The organism is Cypionkella psychrotolerans (assembly GCF_001294535.1).
GTDB lineage: Bacteria > Pseudomonadota > Alphaproteobacteria > Rhodobacterales > Rhodobacteraceae > Cypionkella > Cypionkella psychrotolerans.
The window spans coordinates 319,935-335,128 of the sequence record NZ_LGIC01000065.1 but is presented as its reverse complement, the minus strand read 5'-3'; the positions used below and the strand labels follow the sequence as shown (position 1 = coordinate 335,128).

General features: G+C 60.8%; 15 protein-coding genes. 6 read left to right on the top strand and 9 right to left on the bottom strand.

What is annotated here, in order from left to right:
* Nucleotides 1-513: IS3 family transposase (locus AKV04_RS14805; protein ID WP_054007165.1), on the top strand; the 513-nt coding region annotated here is incomplete at its 5' end.
* A 465-nt stretch (nucleotides 514-978) separates the two neighbouring features.
* Here the strand turns inward: AKV04_RS14805 and AKV04_RS14800 are convergent.
* The 4 genes from AKV04_RS14800 to AKV04_RS14785 all read right to left on the bottom strand — a co-directional run bounded on the left by AKV04_RS14800 (nucleotide 979) and on the right by AKV04_RS14785 (nucleotide 5,109).
* On the bottom strand, nucleotides 979-2,496 hold the full coding sequence (locus AKV04_RS14800; RefSeq protein ID WP_054007164.1) for a tripartite tricarboxylate transporter permease: 1,518 nt from the start codon (nucleotides 2,494-2,496) through the stop codon (nucleotides 979-981).
* A gap of 1 nt (nucleotide 2,497) precedes the next feature.
* Nucleotides 2,498-2,989 (bottom strand): tripartite tricarboxylate transporter TctB family protein, encoded by a 492-nt coding sequence (locus AKV04_RS14795; RefSeq protein ID WP_054007163.1) that lies wholly within the window; start codon nucleotides 2,987-2,989, stop codon nucleotides 2,498-2,500.
* The gene (locus tag AKV04_RS14790; RefSeq protein WP_054007162.1) at nucleotides 2,986-3,930 is read right to left on the bottom strand and encodes a Bug family tripartite tricarboxylate transporter substrate binding protein; all 945 of its coding nucleotides are present in this window, start codon (nucleotides 3,928-3,930) and stop codon (nucleotides 2,986-2,988) included. The genes AKV04_RS14795 and AKV04_RS14790 overlap by 4 nt, the downstream gene beginning before the upstream one ends.
* Nucleotides 3,931-4,053: 123 nt before the next feature.
* Nucleotides 4,054-5,109, bottom strand: a complete 1,056-nt coding sequence (locus AKV04_RS14785) for an ABC transporter substrate-binding protein (RefSeq protein ID WP_235815648.1) — start codon at nucleotides 5,107-5,109, stop codon at nucleotides 4,054-4,056.
* Nucleotides 5,110-5,196: 87 nt separating this feature from the next.
* Between AKV04_RS14785 and AKV04_RS14780 the strand changes: the two genes are divergently transcribed.
* The 5 genes from AKV04_RS14780 to AKV04_RS14760 all read left to right on the top strand — a co-directional run bounded on the left by AKV04_RS14780 (nucleotide 5,197) and on the right by AKV04_RS14760 (nucleotide 10,248).
* Nucleotides 5,197-5,874, top strand: coding sequence for a response regulator (locus tag AKV04_RS14780; RefSeq protein WP_054007161.1), 678 nt, complete (start codon nucleotides 5,197-5,199; stop codon nucleotides 5,872-5,874).
* Nucleotides 5,871-7,262 (top strand): sensor histidine kinase, encoded by a 1,392-nt coding sequence (locus AKV04_RS14775; RefSeq protein WP_054007160.1) that lies wholly within the window; start codon nucleotides 5,871-5,873, stop codon nucleotides 7,260-7,262. The genes AKV04_RS14780 and AKV04_RS14775 overlap by 4 nt, the downstream gene beginning before the upstream one ends.
* A gap of 121 nt (nucleotides 7,263-7,383) precedes the next feature.
* Nucleotides 7,384-8,376 carry a sugar phosphate isomerase/epimerase family protein gene (locus AKV04_RS14770; RefSeq protein WP_054007159.1) on the top strand — a complete coding sequence of 331 codons (993 nt, stop codon included), beginning with the start codon at nucleotides 7,384-7,386 and terminating at the stop codon, nucleotides 8,374-8,376.
* Between the two features lie 104 nt (nucleotides 8,377-8,480).
* Nucleotides 8,481-9,335, top strand: a complete 855-nt coding sequence (locus AKV04_RS14765; RefSeq protein ID WP_054007158.1) for a MurR/RpiR family transcriptional regulator — start codon at nucleotides 8,481-8,483, stop codon at nucleotides 9,333-9,335.
* 7 nt (nucleotides 9,336-9,342) lie between these two features.
* The gene (locus AKV04_RS14760) at nucleotides 9,343-10,248 is read left to right on the top strand and encodes a PfkB family carbohydrate kinase (protein WP_054007157.1); all 906 of its coding nucleotides are present in this window, start codon (nucleotides 9,343-9,345) and stop codon (nucleotides 10,246-10,248) included.
* On the opposite strand, the gene AKV04_RS14755 is transcribed toward AKV04_RS14760, so the two are convergent.
* The 5 genes from AKV04_RS14755 to AKV04_RS14735 are packed head-to-tail and all read right to left on the bottom strand — an operon-like array spanning nucleotide 10,245 to nucleotide 15,088.
* Nucleotides 10,245-11,708: an aldehyde dehydrogenase gene (locus AKV04_RS14755; protein WP_054007202.1), complete on the bottom strand. Its 1,464-nt coding sequence runs from the start codon at nucleotides 11,706-11,708 to the stop codon at nucleotides 10,245-10,247. The two genes, AKV04_RS14760 and AKV04_RS14755, sit on opposite strands and share 4 nt — an antisense overlap.
* A gap of 24 nt (nucleotides 11,709-11,732) precedes the next feature.
* Entirely contained in the window at nucleotides 11,733-12,770 is a 1,038-nt protein-coding gene (locus tag AKV04_RS14750) for an LLM class flavin-dependent oxidoreductase (protein ID WP_054007156.1), read from the bottom strand.
* Nucleotides 12,767-13,699 carry a flavin reductase family protein gene (locus tag AKV04_RS14745; protein ID WP_054007155.1) on the bottom strand — a complete coding sequence of 311 codons (933 nt, stop codon included), beginning with the start codon at nucleotides 13,697-13,699 and terminating at the stop codon, nucleotides 12,767-12,769. Before AKV04_RS14745 ends, AKV04_RS14750 begins: the two co-directional genes overlap by 4 nt.
* Nucleotides 13,696-14,514 carry an alpha/beta fold hydrolase gene (locus AKV04_RS14740; protein ID WP_054007154.1) on the bottom strand — a complete coding sequence of 273 codons (819 nt, stop codon included), beginning with the start codon at nucleotides 14,512-14,514 and terminating at the stop codon, nucleotides 13,696-13,698. The genes AKV04_RS14745 and AKV04_RS14740 overlap by 4 nt, the downstream gene beginning before the upstream one ends.
* On the bottom strand, nucleotides 14,486-15,088 hold the full coding sequence (locus AKV04_RS14735) for an amino acid synthesis family protein (protein ID WP_054007153.1): 603 nt from the start codon (nucleotides 15,086-15,088) through the stop codon (nucleotides 14,486-14,488). Before AKV04_RS14735 ends, AKV04_RS14740 begins: the two co-directional genes overlap by 29 nt.
* Nucleotides 15,089-15,194: the final 106 nt, after the last annotated feature.

Below are 15,194 nucleotides of genomic sequence, written 5' to 3'. Positions count from 1 at the left end.
GATGTCGACGCTCCGGACCAGTTCTGGGTCACAGATATCACCTACATCCGCACCCACGAGGGCTTCGTTTATCTCGCAGTTGTCATCGATCTATTTTCTAGGCGTGTTGTTGGGTGGTCCATGCAGGGTCGGACCTATACGGATCTGCCGTTGCAAGCCCTTCTGATGGCCGTCTGGCGCCGCAAACCGAAGACCAAAGTCCAAGTGCATTCCGACCAAGGCTCACAGTTCACCAGCTATGAGTGGCAGGAGTTCCTCGAACAGCACAATCTGACGCAAAGCATGAGCCGACGTGGCAACTGCTGGGACAACGCCGTCGCCGAAAGCTTCTTCAACCTGCTCAAACGCGAACGCATCCGCCGAAGAAAGTATAAAACCCGCAAAGAAGCCCGCCAGGATGTGTTCGACTACATCGAGTTCTTCTACAACCCGCAGCGCAAACACGTTAGGAACGGAATGCTGTCGCCGATCGCATTCGAGCAGCAGCAAAAACTGAAGCTGCAAGGTGTCTAGGAAACTCGGGGCTATTCACTGTAAGCTCAAACTCAGTCATCTCTTTTCCTTGCAACCTGCCATCGCAACATAGCAGGGACACAAACATGCACTGGACCCTATCCTCAAAATTGCAACATTGCGAAAATTGACCCAGTTGACGCAACCGACATAACGCCCTTAGCTCATTGAACTTATACGGGTAATTGACACTGCAGAGAGTTTTCAGCTTGGCAGGTTGCATTTCCTCAACGTCTCAGCCTTAACGACACAGGTATCGGCAATCCGCGTTTCGGCGGTTCAATTCCGTCTCCGGCACCACTTAAATCCTTGAATGGTTGCGGGTTTGGATGGGCTTGTGCTGATGGCACAAACCGCTCTTGCCCGAAATCTCTGGCCCCGATCTCTGGCCCCGACCGAGAGCATGCGTCATGCATCAGTGCCGATCACACACCAACGGGGCCGCGCGAACGCAGCCCCCTTGGTTTAATCCTCGTCGCTGGCGATCTGGGACAGCACAGCGCCTTGACCGCGCATCCGCATGATCAGCGGCACCACCAGCGCTAAGGTTGCGACCAGCAGGATACCTGCAGACACCGGGGTTGCCACCAGCGTTGTCCAATCGCCTTGTGAGATCGCCAGCGCGCGGCGCAGCTGTTGCTCGGCCATCGGGCCAAGGATCAAACCGACCACCACCGGGGCAATCGGATAGCCGTAAAGCCGCATCATAAAGCCCATGATGCCGAAGATCAGCAACATGCCAAGCTCGACCGGTGAGGGGTTCATGCCGATGGTGCCCAGCGTGGCGAACAGCAAGATCCCGGCGTAAAGCCAGTGGCGCGGGATGGTGAGCAATTTCACCCACAAGCCGACCAGCGGCAGGTTCAGCACCAAGAGCATGACATTGGCAATCAGCAGGCTGGCGATCAGACCCCATACCAAATCGGGCGAGGTGGCAAACAACAGCGGCCCCGGTTGCAGCCCGAATTGCTGAAACCCCGCCAACATGATCGCAGCGGTGGCGGACGTCGGCAGGCCCAGCGTCAGCAACGGCACCAGAGTGCCTGCGGCCGAGGCGTTGTTGGCGGCTTCGGGGCCAGCTACGCCCTCAATCGCGCCGTGGCCGAACTCCTCGGGGTTCTTCGACAGCCGCCGCTCGGTGGCGTAAGACAGCAGCGTGCCAATTTCGGCGCCACCTGCGGGCATCGCGCCGATCGGAAAACCGATCAGAGTGCCGCGCAGCCACGGCTTCCACGAACGCGCCCAATCCGAGCGTGTCATCCAGACCGAGCCTTTCACCGCCTCAATCTTGTCGACGCCAGTGTTGCCCTGCGAGGCGACAAACAGCGCCTCGCCGATGGCGAACAATGCAACCGCAAGCGTGGTCACCTCTACCCCGTCCAACAGTTCGGGCACCCCGAACGACAGCCGCGCCTGCCCGGTCAACTGGTCAATGCCCACCAGTGCCAAAGCAAGGCCGACGAACAGCGAGGTCAGCCCCTTCATCGCGCTGTCGCCAAACGCCGCTGAGACGGTGACAAACGCCAGCATCATCAGCGCAAAATACTCGCGCGGGCCGAACACCAGCGCCAGTTTCACCACGTAGGGCGCAAGGAAGGCCAGCGCGAGGGTGGCGAGCAATCCCGCCACAAACGAGCCAATCGCAGCGGTGGCCAAAGCCGGACCACCCCGCCCTGCCCGCGCCATCTTGTTGCCCTCAAGCGCTGTGACAATCGAGGCACTTTCTCCCGGCGTGTTCAGCAGGATCGAGGTGGTGGAGCCGCCATACATCCCGCCATAGTAAATCCCGGCGAACATGATCAATGATCCCGCGGGATCAAGGCCATAAGTGACGGGCAGCAGCAGCGCCACGGTCAGCGCCGGACCAATGCCGGGCAAAACGCCCACGGCGGTGCCAAGCGTGACCCCAATCAGCGCGTAAAACAGGATCATCGGGTCCATCGCCACAGAAAGACCGTGTAGCAGAAAGTCGAATGTCGTCATCTCAGCCCCCGAAAATCAGGTGTTCCAGCACGCCCGCTGGCAGTTTCAGCCGCAGCAGCTGGTCAAACACGCCATAGATCAGCAACGACAGCGCAAGGCCGATGGGGACGGTCAGCACCAGTTTGGTCTTGCCAAAACCCGCAGCCGTGCAGGCAAACAGCAGAGCCGAGCCGATGGCAAACCCCAGCGGCTTCAGCAAGATCAGTTGCAGCGCAAGCCCGACAAGGATCCACAGCACCGGGGTCCAATGCGGGCGCGCCATGGCGGGGGCGGCATCGCGCAGGCCAGAAACCACATGCAGTGCTGCCAACACCAGCAGGCCGTAGCCGACGAATTTCGGCAACGCGCCCGAGCCGATACCCGCATAGCCGCCCTTGTCGGGGATGGCGAAGCCTTGCCAGATCAGCAGGGCCCCTAAGGCCGCTAGCGCGCCTGCGACGACGAACGCCGCCCCATTGGGGCGACGCTTGGTTGCTGTGTAAAATTCGCTCATTTCACCAGACCGATGTCCTTCAGGACAGCCGTGGTGGAGTCGACTTCTTTGGCGAGTTGCGCGTCAAAATCAGCACCGGCAAGGTAGGTGTTGGCCCAGCCTTTGGTCTCCAACAGGGTTTTCCAGCCTGCCGAATTCACCATCTTGTCGATATCCGCCGCAACCGCTGCTTTTTGTTCCGCCGACAGGCCCGGAGCCGCCGCAACCATGCGCCAGTTTTGCACGTTCACATCATAGCCCGATTCCATCAGCGTCGGCGCATCGGTGCCCTGCCATTTCTCAGCGGTCGAGACGGCCAACATCCGCATGGTGCCAGCTTCGACTTGCGGCAGGAACTCGCCCACGCCGGAAATACCAACGGTGACCTGATTGCCAAGGATCGCGGCCAGTGCCTCCCCACCGCCCGAGAAGGCGACATAGTTGATCTTGGTCGGATCAATGCCTGCGGCTTTGGCTAGCAGGCCGACGGTGATATGGTCCACCCCGCCTGCCGAGCCGCCTGCCCAAGACACCGAGCCGGGATCAGCCTTCATCATCTCGACCAACTCGCCAATGGTCTGGATCGGCGACGAGGCGGAAACAGCAATACCCTCGGCTTCGCCGGTCAGACGGGCAATGGGGGTGACATCTGCCAAAGTCACTGGCGATTCATTGGTCAGGATCGCGCCGACCATCACATAACCGCCAACGATCAACTGGCTGGGATCGCCCGCAGCAGTCGAGGCGAATTGCGCCAGACCCACGGTGCCACCCGCGCCCGGGACGTTTTGCACCTGAACCGAAGGCGAGATGCCTTCGGCTTGCATCACCTCTTGCATCGAACGCGCGGTGCTGTCCCAGCCCCCCCCCGGTGCGGCAGGTGCCATAATCATATAATCGGTCGCAAACGCCGGAGCCGCCAAGGCCGCGACAAAGAACGCGCTCAAAAGCGTGTGTTTCATTCTGATTCTCCTCCCAAGGCACGGATTTTGTGCCATTTCTTCTGGGCGGCACCTCCTCGTGCCGTCCCTGCTTAGAATTTCAGCACATAATCCTGTCAACTGGCTGACAGTGGCCCTGCGCGTCTACTTTAGGGCCAAAGCCGCGCGCCATAGCCGGAACAACCGCTGCCGCTTGGCTTGATCGAGATAGACCAGCACGCCGGGGCTGACCGAAACCGGCCGCAGTTGATCGCCCAAAGCCGCCTGCATCGCGCGGCCACTGTTGGCCCCCGACACCTCTAGGCTTACCGCAGGCATCCGCAGCTTTTCCGACAGCAGGGTCTGGCCCTGCTTGCTCATCAGAAAATCCAGAAACTCCGCGCCCATTTCAGGCGAAGCGGCAGCCCGTGGCACGAGGGCGACGCGCGACACCACCACGGTGAAATCCCGCAGCAGCACCAACCCCAGATCGGGCGCATTGCGGGCCTGATCGGCGGCATACGAGCCTAAGATGTTATACCCCAACACCAATCGGCCGTCCGCCACCCGGTCGATGATATCCTGACTGGTCGGATAGGTTTGCAACCCGGCCTGCGCCATCTCGCGCAGCAAAGACCAGATATCGGGGAAATGCTCGGTATCGCGGGCGAGAAACAGATAACCCACCGCAGAGCGCTCAATATCATAGGTGCCGATCTTGCCGTGCATCGCGGGCGGGGCGTGGCGCAGCCAATCCATCAACTCCAGCCGCGATTGCGGCGGGCCATTCGGGAAGCTGGGCTTGTGGTAGACCAGCACCCCCGGCTCAAACGTCATCGCAAAAGCCGTGTCCTGCCAATTCGCCCATTCCGGCCAGTTGCGCGCGGCGGGCACTTCGACCGCCTGCGCATAGCCGTCATTGGCCAGCTTGATCTGCATATCCATCGCCGAGGAGAACACGAAATCCGCTGTGGGCTGGCCGGCCTCTGTCTCCGCCACCACCCGCGCCGAAATTTCCCCCGCCAGCAGGTCTTCGTAGCGCACCGACACTCCCGGATGCCCAGCCTGAAACGCCGCAATCAGCGGCGCGGCCAAGCGGTTGTCCAGCGTCGAATAAATCACCAATTCTGCCGTGGCTATGCCGTCTTGGGATGGATAGTTCACCACCTCGCCCCAGATCGGGCCAGCCATCGCAGCGCAAAACAGGGCCAAACCGAACATTCTTCGCATCATTTCACTCTGCCTGATGCAACTTGCGTTCACAACTGGGCGCTTTCCGCCTAGCCTGATGCGTGGGGGAGGCCGGATATGCGTTTACTGGTGGTTGAAGATGATCTGCCGTTGGCGGAGTCCTTGGTGACGTTGTTGACCTCGTCCGGCTATGCGGTGGATTGCGTGCATGATGGCGCGTCTGCGGAGGCGCTGGCGGCGGTGGAACAGTTTGATCTGGTGATCCTTGATCTCAACCTGCCGCAGATGGACGGGCTGTCGCTGCTGCGCGCGATGCGGGCGCGGTCCAATCCGGCGGCGGTGATGATCCTGACCGCGCGGGGTGCCGCCGAAGACCGGGTGCGGGGCCTTGATCTGGGCGCGGATGACTACATGGCCAAACCTTTCGATGTGCGCGAGTTTGAGGCCCGCGTGCGCTCGCTGTTGCGGCGTCAGGCGGGCCTGCGTTCAGCCACCGTCACTTTGGGGGCTGTCACCTTGGACCTAACCACACGACAGTTTTCAGCGGCAGATCAACCGCTTGACCTACCCCCGCGCGAACGGGCTTTGCTGGAACTGCTGCTGACCCGCGCCGGAAAAGTGGTGACGAAAGAGGCCATCGTGCAATCGCTAACCTCACTCGACGATATGCTGTCGGACAATGCCATCGAGCAATATATCTCACGTCTGCGCCGCCGCATTGCGCCCTTTGGCCTAGGGCTGCGGGCGGTGCGCGGCATTGGCTATCTGTTGGAAAAAACCCCGGACAGCCGATGAAACCCTATTCTTTGCGCCGTCGTCTGCTGCTGTGGCTGTTTCTGGCGACGGCTCTGCTGGGGCTGATCGCCCTGCTGGACACTTGGCGCGAGGCGCTGCGCACCGCGCAAAGCGTGTCAGACCGGGTGCTGGTCGGCTCGGCCTTGGCGATTGCGGAACGGGTGACGGTGGATGAAACTGGGGAGTTAGAGGTTGATCTGCCGTATTCCTCGCTGGAAATGCTGACCTCAACCGCACAGGACAAGGTGTTTTACCGGGTGGATGGCCCGATCGGCCACTTTCTGACCGGCTATGACGATCTGGCGGTCAACCCGGCACCTACGGGCGGGGTGGCCTTTGCGGATGGTATGCACGGCACGGTAGGTATCCGCAGCGCCACTCTGATGCGCGAAGTGTCCACCGGGGCGCGCTCGATTGCTTTCAGTGTAACGGTTGCAGAATCAACCCGGGCGCGGGCGGAACTGGCCCGCGCGATTCTGCTACGCTCGGCGTTGCGGCTGGCGGTGTTGATCCTTGGCGTCGCCTGCATCGTCTGGATCGCGGTGACTTTGGCGCTGCGCCCGCTGGACCGGCTTGGTGCCACCATCGCCGAACGCTCGCCCGACGATCTGCGCCCAGTGACCGCCGATACGCCGCAAGAGGTCGAGGCGCTGGTGCTGGCGATCAACTCTTTCATGAAACGTCTGGATACAGTGCTGGAGGCTCTGCGGCATTTTACCGGCAATGCCAGCCACCAGTTGCGCACGCCGCTCGCCGTGGTTCGCACGCAACTGGCGCTGATTGACCGCAGTGCAACGCCTGCGCAAACCACTGCGGCGACGGATAAGGCGAAAACTGCGCTGGAACGGGCCGAGCGGGTTCTGGCGCAGCTATTGGTGTTGGCGCGGGTCGATGCCGCAACGGGGGCCGCAGCTCTGCAACGGGTCAATATCGTCGCGGTCGCCAAGGATCTGACCGCCGAAATGGTGCCGCTGGCGCTAAGCCATCGCATCGACCTAGGCTATGAGGGCGCGACGGAAGCCACGGCGCTGGCCGAGCCGGTGCTGCTGGCCGAATTGTTGAAGAACCTGCTGACCAATGCCATCGCCTATGCTGGGGTCGGCGCGGTGGTGACGGTGCGGGTGCAGAGGCTGGGTGATGCCGTGGTGCTTGAAGTTGAAGACAACGGCCCCGGCCTGACGCCCGAGCAGACCGAGCGCGCGGTCTTGCGCAAACGCGGCACCAATGCCCCTGCTCGCGCGCTGTCGGCTGATCAGGAAACCGGCTTTGGCTTGGGTCTGGCGATCACCGCCGAAATCGCCGCGCTGTTTGACGCCGAAATTCAGTTGCAGCGCGGGGCTGAGCGGCGTGGTCTGCTGGTCCGGGTGAAATTTCCGCCGCTGGCGTGAGGCGTGGTGCACGCGGCAAGCCGAACACCGCAAATCCGAGGCGATCCGTGCGTGTGCAAGGGATAAATTCACTTCATGCTTTATAAAAAATATAGTATTTGTGAAGTAAGAGGAGAATCACATGCTCGGAAGCCGTTTCGCAACCCGGATCAATTCGTTTGCCTCAGGGGCTTCGGATTACTGGCCTGCGCTGACAGAAAAGCCCTCGCTGGCACAAATCATCCAACGCGCGGCGACGGTTGACGGGCTGACCGAGTTGGATCTCAACTACCCCGATCACGTCGGTGCAAAGCCTTCGGAAATCGCCAAAGTGGTGGCGGATTGCGGGCTTTCAGTCAGCGGTCTGGCGATGCGCTATTACACCAACCCAGCCTTCAAACGCGGCGCGTTTACCAATCCCGACCGCGCGGTGCGGCGCGAGGCAATTGATCTGACCAAGCGCGGCATTGATACCGCCCGCGCCATCGGGGCACCGATGATGACTTTGTGGTTGGGGCAGGATGGCTTTGATTATACCTTCCAATGCGACTACGCCGCACTGTGGCAAGATGAGATTGCAGGCATTGCTGAAGTCGCAGCACATGATGCGGATTGCCCGATCTCTATCGAGTATAAGCCCAATGAACCAAGGGCTTACAGCGTTCTTCCTGATGCTGCGACCACGCTGTTGGCGATCAAAGAGGTGGGCGCTAAAAACCTTGGCGTCACCATCGACTTCGCCCATGCGCTTTACGCCGATGAACAGCCCGCCTTTGCCGCAGCTTTGATCCAGCGCCACAGCCGCCTGCTTGGCTTGCACCTGAACGACGGCTACGCCAAGCGCGATGATGGCCTGATGGTGGCCGCAGTACACGAACAAGCGACGCTGGAACTGCTGCGCGAGGTCAAACGCGGCGGCTTTGATGGCGCGATTTATTTTGACACTTTCCCAGATGCCTCTGGCCTTGATCCGGTGGCGGAATGTGCCGCCAATATCCGCACCGTGCGGCGGATGCTGGCAGCGGTGGATGTGATGGCGGGTGACAACCGCCTCGCCGATGCGCAAAGCCGCCAAGACCCGATTGCAGCGCAAGAAATCGCCCGGCTTGCGCTGGCGGGTAAGACAGTGATCTGATTAACTTTACAAAAATACGTGGACTTGTGCTGAATCGTGTTGTCCTGAATACAGTCCTGTGCACGATAAGCGGATGGAACGCGTGGTGGAAATCCGAGGGAAATATGGGCGATCCAAAAGCCGTGGCCGCACAGATCCGCATGAAGCTGCCCAGCCTGACGCCGCTGGAAGGCAAAGTCGCCAGCGATATTCTGGCGCGCAAGGATATTGACGCATCAACACCCTTGCGGGAGGTGTCTGAGAAATCGGCTGTCTCAGATGCGATGGTGGTGAAGGTCGCCAAAAAACTGGGCTTTGCCGGATTTCGCGAGTTTCGTCAGGGTCTTGTCGACTACTACAAATCTGACACCGCCGCCCTGCATTCTGAAATTTCGGAGCAAGACGGTTCTAGCGAAATCGTGCAGAAGGTGTTTCGCACCGCGATGCAGGCGCTAGAGGAAACCTTTGCCATCCTTGATCTGGCGGCGTTTGAGCGGGCGGTGGATTACCTGCACCGTGCCACGCAACGCGATTTCTACGGCCTTGGCGGCTCGGCACAGATCGCCCGCGATGTAGCGCATAAGTTTCTGCGCATCGGCATCCGGGCAAGCGTGTTCGATGACGCCCATATGATGATGATGTCGGCGGCTCTGCTGGGCCCCGATGACGTGGTGGTGGCGTTTTCGCATTCCGGCACCACGGCGTCGGTGCTGGACGCGGTGGAACTGGCGCGGCGCAATGGCGCGCGGATCATCGCCGTGACGAACTATGCCGAAAGCCCCCTCGCCGGGTTGGTCGATGTGGTTTTGTGCTCGACCGCGCAGAACTCGCCGCTGCTCGGCGAAAACGCCACGGCGCGGATCGCGCAGTTGAACCTGCTGGATGCGCTGTTTGTGGCGACTGCACAGCGCGACCGCGCCGCCGCCGATCAAAATCTGGATCGCACCATGCGCGCCGTGCAGTCGAAACGCAGACAATGAGGCCAAGATGACCAAGCCCATCCGCCAGACCGGAAATACCGTCCTTGTGGTCGGCAGCCTGCATTATGACATCATGGTCGAGGCCGATCATTTGCCGCGCAAAGATGAGACAGCGGTGGGATCGCGCTGGTATCCGAAGTTCGGCGGCAAGGGTGGCAATCAGGCGGTCTCGGCGCAGGCGCATGGCGCGATTGCGCGGATGCTGGGGGCGGTGGGGGCGGATGATTTCGGCGCGTTCCTGCGGGCACGGTTGCAGAGTTCGGTCGTCGATCACCGCTTTGTCGCCACCTGCGACGGGGTGGCATCGGGCATGAGCGTGGCGATCATGGACGCCAGCGGCGATTATGCGGCGACGATTGTGTCGGGCGCAAACCTGCATATCCTCCCCGAAACCCTGCAAAATCCCGAGGTTTGGCAGGATGTCCGCCTGCTGGTTCTGCAAAATGAAGTGCCCGAAGCAATCAATCTAGCCGCCGCGAAAGCCGCGCGCGCGCGTGGCATCCGCACCCTGTTGAACGCCGCTCCGAGCCGACCAATGTCGCTAGCGTTCGCTCGTTTGGTCGACGTGTTGGTGGTCAACGCGGTGGAAGCCGAGATGATGATGGGCACGGCACCCATCACCAGCCTGAAAGCCGCCGCGGGAGCCGCCAAAATACTTGCGGATCGGTTTGAAAGCGTGATCGTCACCGCAGGCTCGCTGGGACTGGCCGCGTGGAGCGCTGAGGATGAGCATTTCTCGATCCCCGCCGAGAAGATCGAAGTGGTCAGCTCGCACGGCGCAGGCGATGCGTTTATTGGCGCGCTGGCGGCTTGTCTGGTGGGCGACACGAGGTTCAAGAAGGCTTGTGCTGCGGCTTCGCACGCTGCCGCCGAGCATGTGGCGGGGCGGCCTGCGGTGGCGATCCCGCGTTAGCGCATCACGAATGGGTCAGGAATCGGATCATCCGAGGTGCGCAGCCACACCGTTTTGACCGTGGTGTAATCCAACGCCGCCGCCAAGCCACCCTCCCGACCATGTCCAGACATGCCGTGGCCGCCAAAAGGGGCAATCGGCGACACCGCGCGATAGGTGTTCACCCAAACCACCCCCGAGCGAATGCCTCGGATCATCCGATGCGCACGCGTCAGGCTGCGAGTGAATACGCCCGAAGCCAATCCATAAACCGTGTCATTGGCCAGCGCCAAAGCCTCGGCTTCGGTCTCAAAACTGATCACCGATAGCACCGGGCCAAAAAATTCTTGCCGCAACCCCGCCACATCTGGCAGGCCAGAGCAATCAAGGATTGTCGGCGGATAGTAGAAACCGGGGCCTTCCGGCACCACGCCGCCCGTTACCAATTTGGCCCCCTGCCCTAGGCTTTGCGCCACCAGGTCGGCAATCCGCACGCGTTGCCGCTGGGTACAAAGCGGGCCGACCTCGGTGGTCATCTGATCGGGGGCAGCAATCCGAATGGCTTCCGCCTTGGCCTTCAGCTTGGCGAGGAACGCGTCTTTCACCGAAGCCTGAATGATCAGGCGTGATCCTGCCACACAGCTCTGCCCGGTCGCCGCGAAAATACCCGAGATTTGCGCATTCACCGCCGAGTCCAGATCGGCATCTTCAAACACGATGAACGGCGATTTGCCGCCCAGCTCCAACGAGATCGAGGCAAGGTTCTCCGCCGAACCACGCACCACATGCCGCGCGGTTTCCGGCCCACCAGTGAAGGCGATATGGGCGACCTTCGGGTGGGTGGTAAGGGCTGCACCCGCCGCTGGGCCACCTGTGAGGATATTGACCACTCCGGGCGGGAAACCCGCTTCATGCACCAATTTTGCAAATTCCAGCATCGGCGCGGGACCGTCCTCGGACGCCTTCAACACCACTGTGCAGCCCGCAGCCAAAGCAGGGCCAAGCTTGACTGCCGACAGAAACAACTGACTGTTCCATGGCACGATCGCCGCCACCACGCCAATAGGTTCGCGCCTAAGCCAGACTTCCATATCCGGCTTGTCTATGGGGAGATGCGCACCCTCGATCTTGTCAGACAGACCCGCATAATAGCGATAATATTCCGCGACATAGGCGATCTGGGCAGAGGTTTCGCGGATGATCTTGCCGGTGTCTCGGGTTTCCAAAGCGGCCAAACGTGGGGCCGCTGCCTGTACCAGATCCGCCAGCTTATACAGCAATTTCCCCCGCGCCGAGGCGGTCAAACCCGCCCAAGCAGTGCTGCAAAACGCATCCCACGCGGCATCGACAGCGCGGCCCACATCGGCAGCGGAAGCCTCTGGCATCACCGCCCAGGGCTGACCCGTCGCCGGATCAAGGCTTTCAAAGCTGGCAGCGCCATCCTCAAAAACCCCACCGATATACTGTTGGAATCGCTGCATCATATCCCCTTGGGCGAAATTTGGTCAGGCGAAAGCTGGCATAACATCCTGCACAAAGCGCGTCAGTGACGCCTTTTTGCGCGCAAAACTCATGCCAGAGTCGATCCACAGGCTAAACTCATCATAGCCCAAATCCTGATAGCTTTTGATCCGCGCGATCACCTCGGCGGGTTGGCCGACGATGTTGTTCTTGCGCATCGCAGCCGCTGAATAGAACGGATGCGCCGCCACTTCTTCGGGTGTCAGTGTTTCAATCAGACCCTGCGAGATCGGGCGCTTGTTCAGGAACCAAGCTCCGAAGTAGTTGTAAAACAAGTTCAATTCTTCCGCACCAAGATCGGCATCCGCCTCGCTATCCGCCACATAGGTATGACGCAGCACCATGATCTTTGGGCGCGGCACCTCCGGGTGGGCGGCACAGGCGGTGTTAAAGCGCTCCATCAGACTGACCACTTCTTCATCGCCCAGATGCAGCGGCGTCACCTGCACGTTGCAACCATTGGCCACCGCGAAATCGTGGCTGTTCGGATCGCGCGCCGCCACCCAGATCGGCGGAAACGGCTGCTGCACGGGTTTCGGGGCCGAAGTGGTTTTCGGAAACTGCCAATGCTCGCCGTTGTGCTCATAATCCCCGGCCCACAAGCCCTTGATCGCCGGAATCAGCTCGCGCATTTTCTGGCCAGCGGTCCAAGCGTCCAATCCGGGGCTCATCCGGTCATATTCAAAGGTGTAGGCTCCCCGCGCGATGCCCAGATCAAGTCGGCCATCCATGATGATATCGGCCATCGCAGCCTCGCCCGCCAAGCGGATCGGGTGCCAGAACGGTGCCACCACATTGCCAGTGCCAAGCCGCACATTCTTGGTGCGCCGCGCGAGGTCAACAAGGTTCAGAAACGGGTTCGGGGCGATGGTGAAATCCATACCGTGATGCTCGCCCGTCCAGATCGCGTGCATGCCATTTTCGTCAGCGATCCGACAGAGTTCCAGCATTTCCTCATACAACCGCTGCTGCGGCTCATCGGCACTGACCCGCTCCATATGCACGAACAGTGAGAATTTCATGGCTTTTTTCCTTCGCCTTTTGCCGCAACCGGGGCAACCCGGCCAGAGTTCTGATTGCCAAAATAGATGCCGTAATCGCCGACACGCGCCTCATCGGCCAGCCGCTCTAGCATGATCCGCATGGCGGGATCGGTCACGTCATCAAAGCCGTTGGGGGTAAGTTCAACAAAGCCACCCATGCTGGGGGTGCCGCCCGTGCTGGGGCAGAGAAACGCAATATGCTGCTGGCCCGCCGCGACATCTTCATAGACCGAATAGATAAAGCCCGGCACCGCTTGCACGCCCGCAGCCTCGATTAGCGCCTGCAAGGTCGCCGTCGCCCCGTTCGCCCCAACGCGCGCCGTCGGAAGGCTTAGCCCGCCGCGGCCATCGTCTTGCAACAGCACATGGCCGTCTTGCTCAATCAAAGCCGAAACGACCACCGCAGGCCCACTCGCCAAAGCCGCGCCCGCTTGTGCCGGGGTGAAATACGAGCCGCGATAATAGCCCAAACCGGCCTGCCCCGATGCCTCAAACGCCTCAACCCTACCGATCAGAATGGCATGATCTCCTGCATCGACCACCTGATGCAGACGGCAATCGAACCAAGCCGAAACCCCGTGTAGAATGGGCGCGCCATGCGGGCCAAGTTGCCATTGCACGCTGGCAAAACGATCCTCGACCGGCTTGGCAAAGGTATTCGACACATCCTTCTGGCTCTCCGACAAGATGTTGATGGCAAATCCTTTTGCCGCCATGAACCTTGCATAATTGCTGGAAGTTTTAGCGATGGACACCAGCAAAAGGGCTGGGTCCAGCGACACCGAGGAAAACGAATTGGCGGTAAAGCCAATCGGCGCGCCCGCCTCATCCAGCGTGGTCACAACGGTCACGCCGGTCATAAAGGTGCCAAACGCATCGCGCAGCAGGCGGCGGTTTTCCAATGTCATGCGCGTATCCCCTTTTTAGCGGCCAGCAGCGGCACCGCAAGCCAAGCCGCAAGCGCCGCATTAACCTGTGCCGGGGCCGTCAGATTGACCATATGGCGGTGGCCCTCAATCACCACAGCCTGCCCCATCGGCGCCGCCATCGCCATCGCTTTTGCCATCGCAGGGGTAGAGTTCGCATCCCCCGAAGCAGTCAAGACCAAGGCGGGGCTATGGATTTTCGGCCAAGCCTCCGCATAGTCCATATCGCCATTGGCAAAGGCGCGGTAAGCCGCCGCATAGCCTTGCAATTTAACCATACGCAGCCAACCCGCCACCTGTGCGCGCAACGCTTGATCCGCCGCGGTGTCGCCAAACCAGCGCGTCAGCGGCACGTCAATGTCATTCGCGCCGTTGGCCAAAGCGGCAGCCCGCGCCTGCACCGCCGCCCGCGCCTCGGGTGTGCGGCGATAAACCCCGTTCAAAACCGCCAGCCGCAGCACCAGATCAGGATGATCCACTGCCAACCCCGCCGCAATCAGCGCCCCCATCGAATGGCCCGCGACATTGACAAAACTACAGCCCAACTGTCGCAGGGTTTTCGCCGCCCAAGCCACATAATCCTTCAGATCCGGTTGCCCCGGTAGCAAATCTGACAACCCATGCCCCGGCATATCGAGCGCTATCACCCGGTTGGTTTTGGCGAAATGCGCGATCTGCGGCCCCCAAGCCTCGGCACACATGCCGACGCCGTGCAGCAGAACCAACGGCTCGCCCTGGCCCAACTCCAGATAGCTGATTTGCTGTCCGTCAGACAGCCGCAGGGTTTGCAGCGTCATGGCCCAGATCCTTAAGGTCTTGATAACGATCACCAATCCGATGGTGCGGCCGACCGCCAATGGAAGCCCCCAGTGCCACCACAATCTCATCCGCCGCCGGGGCATCCGGCATGGCGAAATGGATCGTCAGGTAATGCGAGCGGCGGCCTTCGTCGTTTTTATCCATCAGCGGGATCATCACCGGGGTATTCGCGCCACCCCGGATATTGGTAAACGCCAGATATGATTTCGCCCCGACCGCCGTGCGATAATGATTGCCAAACCGCAAAGTGTGGATCAGCGCCGAGGCGTGTTCAACCTCGCCATCCAGGCCGACAATCGCGGCCTTGCCGTAGGCCTCAATCGCCTCACCCGAACCCGCAGCCTCTAGGATCATCGCGGTCAGCAGCGCGCCCAGATCGGGGGCAACATCATGGATCGCGGGCTTGAGGTTCTCAACAAAGCCCATCCCGGCCCAAGGGTTTTTCACCACCGCCGCCGCCGCGATCAGCTTCAACGGCACCGGGGCCGCTTTGCCGCCCTCGATCAGCGTGGTTTCAACATGGAGCAGGGTCTTGCGGATAACGGCTGGCATTGGGGCCTCAGAATCGCTGGGTTTCTCTAATGGTATGTTGGTATACCATGTGACCACATGTCAAGAACCAGTTGCGGTGATACTGTGCTTTCGCTACAGTCTGGTT

Bases quoted from the DNA above. Each gene is read 5' to 3' on its own strand.
- AKV04_RS14800 (WP_054007164.1), bottom strand. From the start codon at position 2,496: ATGACGACATTCGACTTTCTGCTACACGGTCTTTCTGTGGCGATGGAC.
- AKV04_RS14795 (WP_054007163.1), bottom strand. From the start codon at position 2,989: ATGAGCGAATTTTACACAGCAACCAAGCGTCGCCCCAATGGGGCGGCG.
- AKV04_RS14790 (WP_054007162.1), bottom strand. From the start codon at position 3,930: ATGAAACACACGCTTTTGAGCGCGTTCTTTGTCGCGGCCTTGGCGGCT.
- AKV04_RS14785 (WP_235815648.1), bottom strand. From the start codon at position 5,109: ATGTTCGGTTTGGCCCTGTTTTGCGCTGCGATGGCTGGCCCGATCTGG.
- AKV04_RS14780 (WP_054007161.1), top strand. From the start codon at position 5,197: ATGCGTTTACTGGTGGTTGAAGATGATCTGCCGTTGGCGGAGTCCTTG.
- AKV04_RS14775 (WP_054007160.1), top strand. From the start codon at position 5,871: ATGAAACCCTATTCTTTGCGCCGTCGTCTGCTGCTGTGGCTGTTTCTG.
- AKV04_RS14770 (WP_054007159.1), top strand. From the start codon at position 7,384: ATGCTCGGAAGCCGTTTCGCAACCCGGATCAATTCGTTTGCCTCAGGG.
- AKV04_RS14765 (WP_054007158.1), top strand. From the start codon at position 8,481: ATGGGCGATCCAAAAGCCGTGGCCGCACAGATCCGCATGAAGCTGCCC.
- AKV04_RS14760 (WP_054007157.1), top strand. From the start codon at position 9,343: ATGACCAAGCCCATCCGCCAGACCGGAAATACCGTCCTTGTGGTCGGC.
- AKV04_RS14755 (WP_054007202.1), bottom strand. From the start codon at position 11,708: ATGCAGCGATTCCAACAGTATATCGGTGGGGTTTTTGAGGATGGCGCT.
- AKV04_RS14750 (WP_054007156.1), bottom strand. From the start codon at position 12,770: ATGAAATTCTCACTGTTCGTGCATATGGAGCGGGTCAGTGCCGATGAG.
- AKV04_RS14745 (WP_054007155.1), bottom strand. From the start codon at position 13,699: ATGACATTGGAAAACCGCCGCCTGCTGCGCGATGCGTTTGGCACCTTT.
- AKV04_RS14740 (WP_054007154.1), bottom strand. From the start codon at position 14,514: ATGACGCTGCAAACCCTGCGGCTGTCTGACGGACAGCAAATCAGCTAT.
- AKV04_RS14735 (WP_054007153.1), bottom strand. From the start codon at position 15,088: ATGCCAGCCGTTATCCGCAAGACCCTGCTCCATGTTGAAACCACGCTG.